A 16,687-nucleotide genomic window follows, 5' to 3' on the forward strand; every position below is an offset into this window, starting at 1 on the left:
ACGCCTCACACCTTCTCCAGGGCGAACCCGGCCCGGATCCACCTGCTGGACTCCACGCACAGGGCCAGCGCCCGGTCCCCGACGTCGAACTGCGGGAGCAGCCGCTCGAGTTGCAGGAAGGGCAGGGCGTTGCCCGTGTTGCCGGTCTCGGACACGCAGGAGACCTCCCGGGCGGGGCCGGCCGGCAGCCGCTCGACGATGCGCGCGGTCATCCGCTCGGACAGCTGGGGCGGCAGCAGGAAGCCGACGTCGTCGAGGTTCCATCCAAGCTGCCCGAGGAGCTCCCAGAGGATCTCCACGGAGATCTTCGGCACGTGCTCCTCGATCGCCTTGTAGTCCTCGGCCAGCATCCGCCGCTCCGAGTCGCGGTCGGTGGTGCCGTACCAGTCCAGGAGCTGGCCGGGCGGACGGCCCCGCCCGGTCCAGGAGTTCAGCACGGCCCGTACGGCGACCCGCTCGCCCTCGGGCTCGTCCGTGAGGACGGCGGCGCCGGCCCCGTCCCCGAAGAGGACGTAGTTGACCAGTTCCTCGGTGGGCATCCGGGCGGTGTCCCGCCGCGGCGACAGGAAGCGGTGCGTGACGTCCCCGCCGAGGACCAGGCCGGCCCGGCGGCCGCCGAGGATCAGGGTGCGGCCCAGGTCGAGGGCCTGGACGGCGCCGGAGCAGCCCGCCTGGAGCTGGTAGACCGGCAGGTGGTCGAGGCCCAGCCGGTCGGCGACCTCGGTCGCGGTCGTGGGCAGGAGCAGGTCGGGGGTCGCGGTCGCGAGCACCACGAACTCGATGTCGGCGGGGCCCAGTCCCGCGGCGCTCATGGCCTGGGCGCCGGCCTCGGCGCACAGGTCGGCGAGCGAGCCGCGGACCTCTCCGGTGACCGGGTCCCAGCCGAAGTGCCGGGTGCGGGTGCCGACGAAGAGGTCGATCCACTCCTCGCTCACGCCCAGCAGTGCACCGAGCGCGGTGTTGTCCACGGGGTCGCCGGGCAGCGCCGTGCCGGTCGCCGCGAGGTAGACCGTGCGACAGTGCGCCGCGTCCGTAGCGTCCGCCGCGTTCGTCTGCCCTGTCATGCCGACCTCGCCAGGAGCATGTCGTCGAGGAAGGCGGCCAGCGAGCCGACCGAGCGCAGCGCGGGCAGCATCTGCTGGACGGAGACCTCGCCGACCCGTGGCAGCCTGGCCTCCACCTGGTTCTTCAGCTGCATGATCATCACCGAGTCGAAGCCGAGGTCCTCGTAGAAGCGGGCCTCGCGCACGACGCGTTCCGGGGGGTAGCCGCCGACCTCGGTGACGGCCTGGACGACCGCGAGCAGCACCGGATCGTCGGCGTGGGCCCCGGCCCCCGGCGGCTCGGCGACCGGCGGGACGGCGACGGGCCCGGCGGGCTGGGGCGGTGCGGGCTGGGGCTGCGTGGTGTGTACGAGTGCCTGGCGGTCCCAGTGGCGCTGCGCCGACGAGAAGACGTACGGGCTCAGCGCTTCGACGACCCGGTGCCCCGGTGCGTACAGCTCCTCCCAGAGCGGGTCCAGCCCGCCCCGGTACAGGGCGGCGACGGTCTCCGCGAGCTCCCTCGCCGTGGCCCCGGCACCCGGCGCGGGGTGCAGGAGCTCCGCCGCGGCCGCACGCCCGCCGCGGGCGGCGATCTGCAGGAGCGTGCCGCGCGGGCCGATCTCGATCAGGTGGGTGGGGGCGACGTCGGCGACGAGCGCGCCGAGCGCGGTGTCCATGAGCACGGGCTCCTCGATCTGGTCGGCCCAGTAGCCGGCGTCCATGAGCTCGTGGCGCAGCATCCGGCCGTGCCGGGTCGAGGCCACCGGTACGGCGGGCGGCTCGCAGCGCACCGGCTCGGTGCGCAGCCCGGCGGCGGCGGGGGCCATCAGGGGCGAGTGGAACGCGTGGGAGACGGGCAGCTGCCTGACCCGTACGCCGCGGTCCGCGAGCGCCCGCCCGATCCGCTCCAGCGCCTCCAGCGGTCCGGAGACCACGGTGTCCGCGGGGCCGTTGAGCGCCGCCAGGACCGTCCCCGGCTCCCCCGCCAGCAGCTCGGCGAGTTCTTCGGGGCCGGTGGCGGCGGCCAGCATGCCGCCGCCCGCGGGCAGTTCGCCCATCAGCGCGCCGCGCCGGACCACCAGGCGGGCGGCCTCGTCGAGGGAGAGGGCCCCGGCGATCACGGCCGCGGCGTACTCGCCCAGGCTGTGGCCGAGGACGGCGGCCGGGGTGATCCCGAGCGAGGTGAGGGTACGGGCCAGCGCGTAGCCGACGGCGAACAGCGCCGGCTGCGCGAACTCGGGCCGGTGCACCCGTTCGTCGCCGCCGAGGATCAGCTCGCGCACCGACGTGCCGAGGTGCGGGGCGAGCGCCTCGTCGGCCTCGGCGAGGTGGCGCCGGTAGGCCGGGGAGTCGCGGTGGAGCCCGGCCGTCATGCCGGGGAACTCGCTGCCCTGGCCGGTGAAGAGGAAGGCCACGACCGGCCTGCCCCAGGGGCGTCCGCCGCTCCCGGCCGCGTCCTGCGGGCCCGCCGCGCGGCGCAGTGCGGCCACGAGCTCGTCGGTGTCGCGCACGGGGACCGCGAACCGGTGCGGCAGGCCGGTCTTGATCCGGTTGCTGCTCCAGCACAGGGCCGCCGCGCCGCCGCGGGGCCGCCCGGCCACCGCCTCGGCCTGCGCGGCGAGGTTGCGGCGCAGCGCCTCGGGGGTGTCGCCGCTGACGGTGAAGACGCCGACGGCGTCGCGTGCCGCGCCCGTACGGGCTCCTGCGGCGACCGGGGTCCGGGGCGCCGAGCCGAGCACGGCGTGGGCGTTGGTGCCGCCCATGCCGAAGCTGCTGACGCCGGCGAGGCTCTCCCCGCGCGGCAGCCGCATCGGGGACTTCAGCAGCCGCATGCCGCGTTCGCCGAGGCGCAGCCGCGGGTTCTCGCGGTCGGCGAACAGGCTGGCGGGGACGATCCGGTGGTGCAGGGCCAGCACGGTCTTGATGAGCCCGGCGATGCCGGCCGCGCCTTCGGTGTGGCCCAGGTTGCCCTTGACGGAGCCGATCGCGCAGGGGGTCTCGCGCGGGACCCCGTGGACCGCGCCGAGCGCCGCGCACTCGATGGCGTCGCCGAGTACGGTCCCGGTGCCGTGCGCCTCCACGAAGGCGACCCTGTCGGGGGTGACCCCGGCGCGCCGGTACGCGGAGTCCAGCACCCGCTGCTGGGACCAGCGGTTGGGGGCGATCACCCCGTTGCTGCGGCCGTCCTGGTTGACGGCGCTGCCGCGCAGGACGGCGTAGATCCGCTGTCCGTCGGCGAGGGCGTCGTCGAGGCGGCGCAGCACCACCAGGCCCACGCCGTCGCTGCGTCCGATCCCGTCGGCGTCGGCGCTGAAGGGCTTGCAGCGTCCGTCGGCGGCGGCCAGGCCCAGCTGGCCGTAGACCATGCCCAGGGAGGGCGAGAGCACGATGTTGACCCCGCCGGCCAGCGCGGTGTCGCACTCCCCGGTCAGCAGGGAGCCCGCGGCAAGGTGGACGGCGACGAGCGAGGACGAGCAGGCCGTGTCGACGGCGAGGCTCGGTCCGGTGAAGTTGAAGTGGTAGGAGATCCGGTTGGCGGCCATGCCGGCGCTGCTGCCGGCGCCGAGCAGCGGGGTGACGCGGGCGAGGTCGCTCATGGTGAGGCGGCCCCATTCGCCGCCCATCACGCCGACGAACACCCCGGTCTCGGTGCCCGCGAGGTCGCCGGGGGCGCGGCCCGAGTCCTCCAGCGCCCGCCAGGCGCAGGGCAGCAGCAGCCGGTGGTGCGGGTCCATCGCGGCGGCCTCGCGCGGGGTGACGGAGAAGAAGTCGCTGTCGAAGACATCGGCGTCGTCGATGAAACCGCCGCTGCCGCCGACGGCGGGAAAGTCGCCGGCCTCCCAGCGCTGCGCGGGGACGGGGCCGATGCCGTCGCCGCCGCGCATCAGCAGGTCCCAGTACGCCTGCACGCCCGCCGCCCCGGGGAACGCGCAGTCGATGCCGACGACGGCGATGTCCCCCATCAGTGCCGGCCCTGCGCGTCCGGCGAGCCGGCCGGGAGGACCGTCGACAGGTAGCCGACCAGGCTGGTCACGGTCGGGTGGTCCCAGAGCAGGGTGGGCTCCACCTCCAGGCCGAACTCGTCCTCCAGGTCGCCGCACAGGCTCAGTGCCGCCACCGAGTCCATGCCGTACTCGGCGAGCGGCACGCTCGGGTCGATGGTCTCGGGTGCGCGCCGCAGGTAGAGCGAGAGCCGGGCGTACAGCCACTCGTGCGGCAGCACGCCGTCGATGGCCGCGTCGGGCCGAGCGGTGGGAACGGTCATCGTGGGACTCCTTCAGTGCGTACGGCGCGTCCGCCGGCCGGCCGGGGGTGACCGGTCAGCCGGGGATGGGCGTGGAATAGAGGTCGTAGCTGATCTGGGTGCTGAAGCGGAGCTGGACCTCGTGCCGGATCCGGGTCTCGCACTCCGCCGGCAGGTCGGCGACGCGCGTGCCGAGCCGCCGGGCGATGCGGTGGAGTGCGGCGGCGGCCCAGGACGGGTCGGCGAGGAACGGGTCGGGGCCGTAGCGGCCCTGGTCCCACAGCCCCAGCACGGCGGCCGCGGCGAGCAGCAGCGCGTACCGGTCCATGAGGGCGAACCTCGCGGGCTGGGCGGTGGCCGCCGCGCCGGCCGCGTCCAGGCGCAGCACCCGGGCGCGTACGTCGCGGAACTCCTCGACGAGCTGTCCGGCGAGCGTGCGCAGGGCGCTCTCGACGGGGCCGGTGCCGTCGATGCCCGCGCTGACGGCGAGCATGGTCGCGCTGAGGGAGTCCCGGCCGCAGGCGAGGCTGAGCCGGTCGGTCCGCAGTGGCGGCAGGTCGCCCTGGAGCCGGAACAGCCCGGCGGGCGCCTCGTCCTCGACGAACCAGGAGGCCCGCGCGAGCCGCGGCATCTGCGGGATGACGGTGGCCTGGCAGGCGACGGTCCCGGCGTGGCCGAGGCTGAGCACCGGCACGTCACGGACGTGCTTCTGGAAGATGCCGAGGGTGCCCTCGCGGGTGTAGAAGCCGGAGCCGAGCACGATGGACAGGTCGTACATGGTCTCGGTGAGCACGCGGGGCAGCAGGTACTTGAGCGCCGCCGAGTAGACGCTGGTCTCGGCGGGCAGCAGGTGCAGGGCCCGGGTGGCGACGACGGCGAGGGCGTCGTACAGCAGCAGGTTGACGAAGGCGTTGGTGAGCGCCGCACCGGTGCGGCCGCCGTCGCCGCGGCCGCCCGCCTGCCAGCCGCCGGAGCGCTCCCGGTCGAAGCGGACGGCGGTGCGCAGGCTGGTGTCGAGGGCCGCGACGGCCGTCGCGGCGATCACGGTCCGGCTGATCTGGAAGGACCGCAGGGCGGTCGTGATGCCGCTGCCCTCCGGGCCGAGCAGGGCGGACCCGGGCACCGGACAGTCGTCGAACTCGACTCCGGCGAACCGGCAGCCGCGCAGCCCGACGGGGGTCCGGCGGGCCGTCACCGCGGCCCGTGCGTCGGTCAGCTGTCCGGGTTCCAGCAGGAGCACCGAGTGGCTGCGGCTGCCGGGGGCCGGGTCGGTACGGCAGAACAGCACCAGCGCCCCGGCCCGCTCCAGGTCGTTGACCATGGGCTTGCCGCCGCTGATCAGATAGCCGTCGCCGCTGCGGCGGGCGGTGACCTGGCTGCGTACGTAGTCGTTGCTGTGGGCGGTCTCGTGCTGGGCGATGGCCGCCTTGCCGCCGTCGCGCAGCAGCCCGGCGAGCCAGTGCCGCTGCCGGGAGCTCCCGGCGGTCCAGACGTCGGAGGCCGCCATGAAGGTGGTCATGCCGTGGCCCATGGCCAGGCCCACGTCCCGGCGGAAGACCGGGCGCATGATCCTGACCAGGGTGTCCATCCCGTCGAGCCGCCCGCCCAGGGCGCGCGGTATGTACTCGTCGGTGATGCCGAACCCGTCGAGCAGCGCCTCGCCGGCGGCGAAGGGCACCGCGGCCCGGTCGGCCTCCAGCAGCGCGGTGTAGCCGACCGGGTTGGCCGGGTCCGAGGGGTCGCCGAACAGCGACTCCAGCTCGGCCACCCGGGCCCGGACGGTCTTCTCGCGCTGCTGGGCCACTGCCTGGTCGCCGAGGAGCGACGTCACCACCGTCTTCCTCCGTCGGCTCCTTCCGGCCGCAGCAGGTCCTCCCCGAACAGCACGTCCTCGGCGCGGGCCAGCGCGTGCACGTCCGGGGTCAGCACCTCGTACTCGCCGCGCAGGACCCCGTCGAGGAACAGCTTGCGCATCAGGGTGCGCTGGACCTTGCCGCTGCTGGTGCGGCGTACGGTGCCGGGGCGCACCAGGAGCACGTTGCCGGCCGGGATATCGAACTCCTTGCCGATCAGGGCCTGCATGCGCTGTGCGACGGTGCGCAGTTCGGCGCTGCCGGCCCCGCGCACCTCCTGGACGAGGACGAGCTGTTCGCCGCCGGCGTCCACGGAGAACGCGGCGCCGGCGCCGAAGGTCAGCGCGGGGCTGACGGTCCGGGCGGCCCATTCGATGTCCTGCGGGTACACGTTGCGGCCGTTGATGATGACGACTTCCTTGAGCCGCCCGGTGACGAACAGTTCGCCCTCTTCGAGCATGCCCAGGTCGCCGGTGCGCAGGAAGTTGCTCTCCTCGCCGTTGAGGCTGGCGAGGAAGGTGTGGGCGGTCTCGGTGGGCCGCCGCCAGTAGCCGCGGGCCACGCTGTAGCCGCGCAGCCAGATCTCGCCGACGGCGCCGGCCGGCAGTTCGCGGTGGGTCAGCGGGTCGACGATGCGGACCTCCATGTCGACCGGGGTGCCGCAGCCGATCAGGGTCTTGACGTTCTGTCCGGATCCGGCGCGGAGCACCTGGTCGCACTGGAGGGCGGTCCGGTCGAAGTCCCTGCGGACGTGCGGGGTGCCGGGGACCCCGCCGGAGACGACGAGGGTCGCCTCGGCCAGTCCGTAGCAGGGGTAGAGGGCCTCGGGGCGGAAGCCGGCCGGGGCGAACCGCTCGGCGAACTCGTCGAGGCTCTCGGGGCGTACGGGTTCGGCGCCGTTGAGGGCCAGCCGCCAGCGGGACAGGTCGAGCGCCGCGATCTGCTCGTCCTTCACGCGGCGTACGCACAGGTCGTAGGAGAAGTTGGGGCCGCCGCCGACGGTGACTCCGTACTCGTCGATGGCCTGGAGCCAGCGCAGCGGGCGCTTGACGAAGGACAGCGGGGTGACCTGGACGCTGTGGCTGCCGAGCCACACCGGGTGCAGGAGGTGGGCGACGAGTCCCATGTCGTGGAAGTAGGGCAGCCAGCTTCCGAAGACGTCCTCGCGGGTGGTCCGCAGCACCTTCTGCAGGGCGGCCTGGTTGGCCAGCAGGTTGCGGTGCGAGACGGTCACGCCGCGCGGTTCGGAGACGGAGCCCGAGGTGTACTGGAGGAACACCAGGTCGTCGGGGCGGGCGTTGACGGGCCGGAAGGCGTCGGCGTCGCCGATGCCGGGCACGTCGCTGACCACGCACACCGCGTCGGGGCCGGCGTTGCGGGCGAGCCACAGCGCGACCTCGGGGGCGGCGGCCGTCTCGGTGAGGACCACCTTCGCGGCGGTGTCCTTGAGTACGGCGGTGGTGCGGTTGAGCCGCTTGTCGCGGCCGGCTTCGCCCGGCATGGGTACGGGGACCGCGATGGCGCCGGCGTAGAGGCAGCCGGTGAACGCCTTGAGGAACTCGACGGTGGAGGAGTAGACCAGCAGCACCGGCTGCCCTGTCGCCCCGTGTTCCCGCAGGCAGGCGCCGATCCGTCTGCCCTCGCGGTCCAGTTCGCCGTAGGTGAGGTGCTCGGCCTCCACGCCGCCGGCCGTGTCGCGGAGGAAGACGTGTACGTCCTCGTCGGCGAGTTCAGCCGCCCGAACCCGGAGGAGTTCGGTGAAGGTGGCGAAGCGTGACGGTGACATCCGCGGCATCCCCTCGGGTCAGCGGGCCCGTGGAATGGCGGACCTCGATACCCCCGGATCCTGCGCGCACGTCCTTAAGGGGCGCTTGCGCCCGTCGCCCGCGCGGCCCGCGGCGGCCCGCCCGCCCGCTCCGGGACGCGCGGACGGCACCCCTATCCCGGTCAGGGGGGTGGTCGCTGTTCTCCGCGCGCCCCCCGGCCGCCTTCAATGGCGGGCACTGCCCAGGGCCGCCATCGGCGCGCCCCGACGGCCGAGGAAACGGGTGGAGCATGACAGTTGCCGATGTCGGTGTCCGAGTGGCCGAACTAGGAGCGATCAAGGAGTCCGCCGAGCTGGGCCCGTCCCCGAGCGCCTCCGAGGCGCAGCACGCCCGCGGCAAGCTGACCGTGCGCGAGCGGCTGGACCTGCTCTTCGACCCGGGCACCTTCCGCGAGATCGAGCAGTTGCGCCGGCACCGGGCCACCGGTTTCGGGCTGGAGGACCGCAGGCCGCACACCGACGGCGTGGTGACCGGGTGGGGCAAGGTCGGGGGCCGCCGGGTGTTCGTGTACGCGCACGACTTCCGGATCTTCGGCGGCTCGCTCGGCGAGGCCCACGCGCAGAAGATCCACAAGGTGATGGACCTCGCGCTGGCGGCCGGCGCCCCGCTGGTGTCGCTCAGCGACGGCGCGGGGGCCCGGATCCAGGAGGGGGTCACCGCGCTCGCCGGGTACGGCGGCATCTTCCGCCGCAACGTGGCGGCGTCCGGGGTGATTCCGCAGATCAGCGTGATGCTCGGGCCGTGCGCGGGCGGGGCGGCGTACTCCCCCGCGCTGACGGACTACGTGTTCATGGTGCGCGACATCGCGCAGATGTACATCACCGGCCCCGACGTGGTGCAGGCGGTGACCGGCGAGCGGATCAGCCACGACGATCTCGGCGGCGCGCAGGTCCACTCCTGCGTCTCGGGCGCGAGCGGCTTCCTCTACGACACCGAGGAGGAGTGCCTGGAGGAGGTACGGCACCTGCTGTCGCTGCTGCCCTCCAACAACCGTGAGATGCCGCCCGCCGTGCCCGCCGGCGACCCGGCCGACCGCCGGACCGGGGCGCTGTCCGAGCTGGTCCCGGCCGACCCGGCGCGCTCGTACGACATGCGCGCGGTGATCGAGGAGATCGTCGACGACGGTGATCTCTTCGAGGTCCACGCCCACTGGGCGACCAACATCGTCTGCGGGCTGGCCCGGCTGGACGGCCACGTGGTGGGGATCGTCGCCAACCAGCCCGCCTCGCTCGCCGGGGTGCTGGACATCCACGCCTCGGAGAAGGCCGCCCGATTCGTGCAGACCTGCGACGCCTTCAGCATCCCGCTGGTGACGCTGGTGGACGTGCCGGGCTTCCTGCCGGGCAGCGACCAGGAGCACGGCGGGGTCATCCGGCACGGCGCGAAACTGCTGTACGCGTACTGCGCGGCCACGGTGCCCCGGGTGCAGGTGATCCTGCGCAAGGCGTACGGCGGTGCCTACATCGTCATGGACTCCCGCTCGATCGGCGCGGACCTGTCCTTCGCGTGGCCGACGAACGAGATCGCCGTCATGGGCGCCGAGGGCGCGGCCAATGTCGTCTTCCGCCGGGAGATCGCCGCCTCGGACGACCCGGAGGCGACGCGCGCGCAGCGCGTCAAGCAGTACCGGCAGGAACTCATGCATCCCTACTACGCCGCCGAGCGCGGTCTCGTCGACGACGTCATCGACCCGGCCGCCACCCGGCAGGTGCTGGCGGACGCGCTGGAGGTCCTGCGGGCGAAGCACGTGCCGCTGCCCGAACGCAAGCACGGCAACCCGCCGTTCTGAGCCCGATGAGCGAGCGGGCCGAACCAGACGTGAAGATCGTGCGCGGCGCACCGGACGGCACCGAACTGGCCGCCGTCCTCCTCGCGCTGCTCGCCGCAGCCCGGCAGCCGGGCGACGGCGGTGCACAGGCCCCGCCCCCGCCGGCCCGGGCCGACTGGGGTCCCGCCCGCGGCTGGCGTCCGCCGGGCGCCTGGACCGCGCGTGCGCCGGACCGCGCCGAGCGCCGGACCGACCGTGAACGGGACCGACCGTGAGCCGGCAGACCCGTGAACCGGCCGGTCCCGTGAGCCGACCAGACCTCCCCCGAAAGGACACCGACCCACGATGACCCGTACGACCCTGACCCCTTCGACCCTGACGGCGACCAGCGCCTGGCTGCGCCGTTTCCACCCCTCCGAGGACGCCCCCGTACGGCTGTTCTGCTTCCCGCACGCGGGCGGCTCGGCGAGCTACTGGTTCCCGGTGTCGCGGGCCCTGTCCCCGGACGCCGACGTGGTGGCCGTGCAGTATCCGGGCCGCCAGGACCGCCGCCACGAGCGGTGCGTCGACGATCTGCACGAGCTCGCGGACCGGGTCGTCGCGGAGCTGCGGCCGTGGTGCGACCGCCCGGTGGCGCTGTTCGGGCACAGCCTGGGCGCGTCCCTGGCCTTCGAGGTGGCGCGGCGGATGGAGGCGGCCGGTGATCCCGCGCCGGTGGCACTGTTCGCCTCGGGGCGCCGGGCCCCCTCGCGGCCGCGCGCGAACCAGCTGGTCCACCTCGCCCCCGACGCCGAGCTGCTCGCCAGGATCAAGGGGATGAACGGCACGGACCCGGCGGTCCTGGCCGACCACGAACTGCTGCGCTCGGTGCTCCCGGCGCTCCGCGGCGACTACAAGGCCGCCGAGACCTACCGCCACCGCCCCGGCCCCGCCCTGACCTCCCCGATCACGGTGCTCACCGGGGACAGCGACCCCGAGGTGACCGCCGAGGAGGCCGCGGCCTGGGCCGACCACACGGACGGCCCCTTCTCGCTGTACCGCTTCCCCGGCGGCCACTTCTACCTCAACGAGCACGCCGCCGAGGTGATCGCCCTGCTCCGGCGCGGGCTGGTGTAGCCCTTCCGGGACCGGATCGGCGGACAACCCGCACGAGTCGGCGCGTTGGCGTACGCAAAATGATGAAACCCGATCGGCTGTGGGGCGTTAGAGAGGTGGGCCGCCGTTCGTCCGCGGTGCAGACGAGAGTACGAGGAGCACGATGAGAGACCCGAAGCCGGCCGGACGCGGCCGGATGAAGCTGGCAGCCCGATGCCGGGTGGCCACGGAGGCCCCCGCCTTCGGGTTGGTCGTCTTCTGCGTGATCCTGCTCAACGCCGCTCTGATGGGCGTGGAGACGTACAGCGGGCTCGCCGCGGACCACCGGCAGGTGCTGGAGGCCGCGGAGAACTGCTGCCTCGCCCTGTTCAGCCTGGAGATGCTGCTGCGCATCGGCGCGTGCGCGGACCGGCCGAAAGCATTCTTCCGCGACCCGTGGAACCTCTTCGACCTCGCGGTCGTGGCCTCCGCCTTCGTCCCGCTCGTACGGGAGAACACCACCCTGCTGCGGATGCTGCGGCTGGCCCGCGTCCTGCGCACGGCGCGCTTCCTGCCGCACCTGCGCATCCTGCTGATCGCCGTCGGCCGCAGCCTGCCGGGGACCGCCAGCTTCCTGTTCGTCGGCGCGCTGGTGCTGTACGTGTACGCCATGGTCGGCTGGGTCTGCTTCGCCGACTCCGACCCGCAGCACTACGGTTCGGTGGGCCGCGCGATGCTCACGCTGTTCCTGCTGACCACCCTCGACGGCCTGACCGACGCCGTCCGGGCGGGGCTGCAGATCTCCCGGCTCAGCATCATCTACTACGCCTCCTACGCGCTGCTCGCCTCCTTCGTGCTGGTGAACGTCCTCATCGGGGTCGTCCTCAACTCCCTCGACGAGGCGCGCGAGATCGAGGACGCGGCCAACCGCGACCTGAAGCAGCCGGGGCCGCCGCCGACCGACGCGGACGTACGGGACCGCATCGCGACGGCCCGCCGCGCCCTCGACGAGATCGAGGCGACCCTCACCACGGCGGACGGCCGCCCGCCGCGGCAGCTGGAGGCCTCGCACAGCGGCCCCTGACCGGCCGGGGATCACTTCTCCCCGACGTCGAGCAGACGGATGTCCCACATGCCGTCCGGACGCCGGCGGACCGCCCACCGCTCGGGCTGGTCGGTGAAGGGGCGCGCGGCGTCGTCCGGGTCCGCTTCGAAGCGCACGCCATCGAAGCGGACCCGGCCCCGGAAGGCGGCGTCCGCGAAGTCGACCGGTCCGTGGAACACGACGCCGCTGGAGACCAGCCCGCGTTCCCACGTGGCGGACGAGAAGGAGACCGGTCCGGCGAAGTCGGCACCGCTCAGCCCGGCCGGACCGGCGAAGACGGTGCGGGAGAAGTCCGCCGTCCCGGTCACCCGCATCCCGTTCAGGTCGGCCGGGGCCTCCAGCACGGCCCGGCCGAAGGAGACCCCTTCGACGAACTCGGTGTCCGTGAACTCCGCCGAGCCGCGGAAGACCGTACGGCGGAACGTACCCCCGCGCTGGAAGAGGCTCCGGTCGAAGACGGCGACGCCGTGGAAGGCCGCGCCGGTGAAGGAGGCCCGCCCCGCGATCGCGGTCCGTACGAACACGGCCCGGCCCGCGAACACCGCCCGGGAGAAGGAGGCGCGGCCCGAGAACTCGGCGTCCACCGTGTTCCAGTCGTCCACGAAGTGCGCCCGGTCGAAATCGGCCGGGCCGAGCCTCACGCGCCGCGAACTCGGCTGCCGCAACGCCTCCAGGACCTCCTGGAGCAGGCCGCCCTCGAAGGTGGTGCCCCGCAGGTCCAGGGGCGACCCCGGTTCGAGCGTCCCGAGGTAGGCCCGCTGCTCCGCGCTCTCCAGATGGGCCAGGCACCGCTCGTACCCGGGCAGCCGGATCCCCGTGCACGGCGTGGGGAGGGACCGCACGGAGCGGCGGCCGCAGACCGGCCAGTCGATGCCCTCGCCCTGGAGCTCACCGGCCTCCGTCAGGGCGAGGCCCAGCTCGACGGGGTCGCCGGTGCACAGCCAGCCCTCCGCCCCGCCGCCGATCGGCACGAGGGTGCGCAGCGCGGTGGGACCGACCAGCTCGGCGAGTTCCTCGTACACGGAGTGGGACAGGGCCACGGCGAGGGGCCCCGCCGTCGACCCGGTCCGGTCCACCTGCCGGAGGACCCGGACGGCCTCGGACACGGTCGGCGAGCTGCTGACGCGGCTCCCCGCCCGAAGGGCCTGCGTGGGCCCCGCGGCCACGGCCACGCGGAGGGAGAAGGGTCCGCCATCCGTCCTGCGGCCCGCGAACAGGGCCATGGCCCCGGGAAGTTCGGACAGCAGCCGGCCGGCCTTGCCGAGGGCTCCCGGCGCGTCCAGCAGCACGAGCCTCGGCGTGCCCTCCCCGGAGCCGACCAGCCGGAGGGTGACGTCCGCGTCCCCCATGAGCTGCAGCATGAGGTCTCTCACCTCCTCGTCCGGCGAGCTTCCGACCGGGTACACGCCGTCGTCACCGGGCAGCACCGCGACGCACACAGCGGAGTCCTCCGCCGCGCGCGGCTGCCCGTGCTCGGCCATGACCTCCCGGAAGCCGGGCAGTTCCCGCAGGGCGCGGCCCGACAGGAAGACCATGCGGTCCGGCCAGACCCCGTGCACGACGCCGACCAGCTCGCCGGCGTGGGAGACCGGGCCGCCGCGGTAGTGCGTCCAGCTCTCGGGCTCTGCGGAGAGCCGGACGAGCTCGCCGTTGCGGGCGCCGTCGTTCGGGACCACCTCGCCCGTCAGCGCGACGGACTCCCCCCGGTCCGTACGGCCGTCGACGCGGACCCGCGCGGTCCCCGTGTCCGCCTCCGCCCAGGGCAGCGGCTCCGGCCGGTCGGCCCGGTCCGCCAGGTCCTCGTCGGCCAGCAGCAGCGAGACCCGGGGCAGGGCGTCGTCCCACCACACCGGGCGGCAGGAGACCTCGCGGGCGCCAGCCCGTACCCAGGCGACCGCGCCCCGGGAGAGCGGGACGTCGCCGACCGTGAGCACCAGCCGCGGCGTCAGCAGGGTGCCGACCTCCTGGGGCTCCGGCATGGCGTCGTAGCGGACGCGTACGACCCGGTCCGGCAGGCCCGGCTGCTGCGGCGGCCCGGCCGCGAAGGGCAGGGCCTCGTCCGCCACCGCGCGGCGGCCCGTGCCTCCCGGGGTGACCCGGACGGCGGTGAAGTCCGGTGCGAACCGCCGGCTGCGGGACATGAACTCCCAGACGCGGCGGCGCACCAGCTCCCGTACGGCGGCCACGTCCCCGCGCAGCTGCGAGCCGAGCAGGGCCTCGCGCACCCCGGGCAGGAACTCGAACTCCACCTCATCGGCGGCCTGTTCGGTCGCCTGTTCGGTGTCCCAGGGGGCGAAGAGCCCGCCGAGGGCGACCTCCGCGAGGTGACCGTGCTCCGAGTTCCGCAGCAGGGAGCGCCGCACCAGCGTCATCACCGGCAGGGTCAGCGGTACGGCGGCCAGGTGGGCGGCGAGCTGCTGCGCGGTCGGGGAGGCGCTCGCCCGGAACCGTTCCACCACCTCCAGCGCGCTGCGCGCGGCGGCGGGGGCGGGATCCTCCGGGGTGCCCGTGGACCCCGGCTCGGCATCCAGCCGCAGGCAGGCCAGCCGCCGCCACCGGCCGTCGCCGGAGACCACGCGCACCAGCCGGGCCAGGCTGCCGGAGGCGATGCCGACCACCGGTACGACGGCCGCGGCGGCGGCCGCGCGGCGGCGGCCGGCGCCGGACCGCCGGCTGGCCGGGACCTGCTGCCAGGAGCGGGTGGCGGCCGCGGGCCGGTCCGCGCGGACGGCGAAGGGGACGGGCCGGACGGCGCCGCGCGTCCAGAGCCGTTCGGGCAGGACGTTCAGGACGGCCACGGCGTTGTGCGCGCACCAGTGCCGGAGCACGCCCTGCACGGGGGCCTCCCGCCAGCCGCCCGCCACGGTGTCGGAGAGTACGAGGATCAGCCGGCGGCCCGCGGGGTCGGCCAGTTCCAGCGGGTTGCGGGGCGGGCCGCCGCGGCCGCGCGTGAGCATCGGGGTGGCGCCGGGTCCGGTGCCGGTCAGCTGCCAGGTGCGTACGTCGCGGAAGACCCCGCTGCGGGTCAGGACGCCGCGGAGTTCGTCCACGAGGTCCGACCACAGCAGCATCGAGTGGTGCGTGTCGACGACCAGCGCCAGGTCCAGCCAGCGGCTCTCGGCGGGCCGCAGGACCGGGGTCGGCACCATCCGCTCGATGCTGCGCTCGACGGTGAGCTGCTCGTCCAGTTCCTCCCCGGGGCCCCCGATGGAGCGCCGGCCGACGGGGCGCAGGGAGCGCATCAGGGCGAGCGGATCGTCGAGGGAGGCGGCGCGGGGCAGCCGTACGGGCGAGCCCCGGCGGCCCCCCGCGGTGTCGGCCGGCTTTCCGTCGGGGTCGGGCGGGGAGGCCGGGAAGAGCCGGACGGCGGGCGGGCCCTCGTCCGGGCGGTCGGGCTCGGGGGGCGCGAGGGCGTCGGGGCCGGCCTCGGGTGCGGCCGGTTCGGGGACCGGCGGCTGCTCGCCCGTCGGGCCGGCGGCGGGCGCGCCGGGCGGGCGGGCCCCGGCGGGGTCCACCCGGGCCGCCAGCCACAGGATGTCGGCGATCTCCTCGACGCCGACGCCGGTGCGCGGGCCGCCGTCGTCGGCTCCCTCGGCGAAGGCGGCGAGCAGCCTCTCGATCACGCCGTGGGCCCGGTCAGGTGCTGCATCACGGTGGCGAGGAAGCGGTCGCGGTCCCCGGGGGCGGACCAGGCTCCGGCGAGGCGCAGTTGGATGGCGTTGAGGAGCTGGTCGGTGGCGAGGTCCCCGTCCTCGCCGCGGTCGAGGAAGCTCTGGACGAGCTCCTGGTACTCCTCGCCCTCCTCGATGTCGACGCCCAGTCGGCGGCGCACGATGCGGGCGAGCTTCTCCGGCCCGGGCGGCTCCAGGTGGAGGCGGACGCAGCGCCGCAGGAAGGCGGGCGGGAAATCGCGTTCGCCGTTGCTGGTGAGGACGACGACGGGGAAGTACCGGCACTGGACGTGGCCCTGGGTGATCCGCACGGCGGCTTCGGGGTCGTCGTCGGTGCCGATGGCGACGGTGGGGTCCTCCTGGGCCAGGCGGGCGAGTTCGGGGATGAGGAAGCCGCCGTCCTCGAAGACGGTGAGGAGGTCGCCGGGCAGGTCGATGTCGCTCTTGTCGATCTCGTCGACGAGCAGGACGCGGGGCCGGTCCTGCGGCAGCAGTGCGGTGCCGAGCGGTCCGAGGCGCAGGTAGCGGGAGATCGACGGGGCGGCGGCGGGGACGGCGGCCGGGGCGAGGGCCGGGTCCGGTGGCGGCGGTACGTCGGCGGCGGAGGCGGCGGCCGCGGGGTGCGCGCCCGGCGTGCGCAGCTGCTCCAGCCCGGCCTCCTGGAGGCGCCCGATGGCGTCGTACAGGTACAGCCCGTCCCGCAGCACGGTCCGGCTGGTGATCGGCCAGTGCAGTACGGGGCCGAGGCCCAGGTCCGTGGCGATGCTGGAGGCGAGCGTGGACTTGCCGACGCCCGGCTTCCCGGTGATGAGCAGCGGCCGGCGCAGGTACAGGGCCGTGTTGACCACGTCCTTCTCCGCCTCGCCGGGCACGTAGCCCGCGCCGCGCCGCCAGGTCCGCTCCCAGGCCGGCCCCTCGCAGCCGGGCGGCTCGTATCCCGGGTCGGGGGTGCCGGTGAAGTCCCGCCAGGGTGGCGGGGATCCGGCCTCCAGCCGGGCGCGCCGGTCCCCGCCGGGGCCGCTCCCGTGGTACAGCCACCAGTCCTTCGCCACTTCCTCTGCCTCCATCGTCCGTGTCGCGGTCTGTCGGTGGTCGGTGGTCGG

Annotated in this window: 11 protein-coding genes; 4 read left to right on the forward strand and 7 right to left on the reverse strand. The window is 74.6% G+C overall.

What is annotated here, in order from left to right:
- Window positions 1-5 precede the first annotated feature (5 nt).
- The 5 genes from ACFYZ4_RS34870 to ACFYZ4_RS34890 are packed head-to-tail and all read right to left on the reverse strand — an operon-like array spanning window position 6 to window position 7,926.
- On the reverse strand, window positions 6-1,064 hold the full coding sequence (locus tag ACFYZ4_RS34870; protein WP_390785822.1) for a 3-oxoacyl-ACP synthase III family protein: 1,059 nt from the start codon (window positions 1,062-1,064) through the stop codon (window positions 6-8).
- Window positions 1,061-4,006, reverse strand: a complete 2,946-nt coding sequence (locus ACFYZ4_RS34875) for a type I polyketide synthase (RefSeq protein ID WP_390785823.1) — start codon at window positions 4,004-4,006, stop codon at window positions 1,061-1,063. The genes ACFYZ4_RS34870 and ACFYZ4_RS34875 overlap by 4 nt, the downstream gene beginning before the upstream one ends.
- Window positions 4,006-4,308 carry an acyl carrier protein gene (locus tag ACFYZ4_RS34880; protein ID WP_390785824.1) on the reverse strand — a complete coding sequence of 101 codons (303 nt, stop codon included), beginning with the start codon at window positions 4,306-4,308 and terminating at the stop codon, window positions 4,006-4,008. Before ACFYZ4_RS34880 ends, ACFYZ4_RS34875 begins: the two co-directional genes overlap by 1 nt.
- 55 nt (window positions 4,309-4,363) lie before the next feature.
- Window positions 4,364-6,118, reverse strand: coding sequence for an acyl-CoA dehydrogenase (locus ACFYZ4_RS34885; RefSeq protein WP_390785825.1), 1,755 nt, complete (start codon window positions 6,116-6,118; stop codon window positions 4,364-4,366).
- Window positions 6,115-7,926: a fatty acyl-AMP ligase gene (locus ACFYZ4_RS34890; RefSeq protein ID WP_390785826.1), complete on the reverse strand. Its 1,812-nt coding sequence runs from the start codon at window positions 7,924-7,926 to the stop codon at window positions 6,115-6,117. The genes ACFYZ4_RS34885 and ACFYZ4_RS34890 overlap by 4 nt, the downstream gene beginning before the upstream one ends.
- Window positions 7,927-8,195: 269 nt before the next feature.
- On the opposite strand from ACFYZ4_RS34890, the gene ACFYZ4_RS34895 reads away from it, so the two are divergent.
- The 4 genes from ACFYZ4_RS34895 (at window position 8,196) to ACFYZ4_RS34910 (ending at window position 11,892) form a co-directional block, all read left to right on the forward strand.
- The gene (locus ACFYZ4_RS34895; RefSeq protein WP_390785827.1) at window positions 8,196-9,755 is read left to right on the forward strand and encodes an acyl-CoA carboxylase subunit beta; all 1,560 of its coding nucleotides are present in this window, start codon (window positions 8,196-8,198) and stop codon (window positions 9,753-9,755) included.
- 5 nt (window positions 9,756-9,760) lie between these two features.
- Entirely contained in the window at window positions 9,761-10,009 is a 249-nt protein-coding gene (locus tag ACFYZ4_RS34900) for an acyl-CoA carboxylase subunit epsilon (protein ID WP_390785828.1), read from the forward strand.
- 70 nt (window positions 10,010-10,079) lie between these two features.
- Entirely contained in the window at window positions 10,080-10,850 is a 771-nt protein-coding gene (locus ACFYZ4_RS34905) for a thioesterase II family protein (protein ID WP_390785829.1), read from the forward strand.
- A 142-nt stretch (window positions 10,851-10,992) separates the two neighbouring features.
- Entirely contained in the window at window positions 10,993-11,892 is a 900-nt protein-coding gene (locus tag ACFYZ4_RS34910; protein ID WP_351299669.1) for an ion transporter, read from the forward strand.
- Between the two features lie 11 nt (window positions 11,893-11,903).
- On the opposite strand, the gene ACFYZ4_RS34915 is transcribed toward ACFYZ4_RS34910, so the two are convergent.
- Together ACFYZ4_RS34915 and ACFYZ4_RS34920 are read right to left on the reverse strand one after the other, a co-directional pair.
- Window positions 11,904-15,536: an SAV_2336 N-terminal domain-related protein gene (locus ACFYZ4_RS34915; RefSeq protein ID WP_390785830.1), complete on the reverse strand. Its 3,633-nt coding sequence runs from the start codon at window positions 15,534-15,536 to the stop codon at window positions 11,904-11,906.
- Window positions 15,533-16,651, reverse strand: coding sequence for an AAA family ATPase (locus tag ACFYZ4_RS34920; RefSeq protein WP_384341185.1), 1,119 nt, complete (start codon window positions 16,649-16,651; stop codon window positions 15,533-15,535). Before ACFYZ4_RS34920 ends, ACFYZ4_RS34915 begins: the two co-directional genes overlap by 4 nt.
- Window positions 16,652-16,687 lie beyond the last annotated feature (36 nt).

The organism is Streptomyces sp. NPDC001513 (genome assembly GCF_042894695.1).
Classification (GTDB): domain Bacteria; phylum Actinomycetota; class Actinomycetes; order Streptomycetales; family Streptomycetaceae; genus Streptomyces.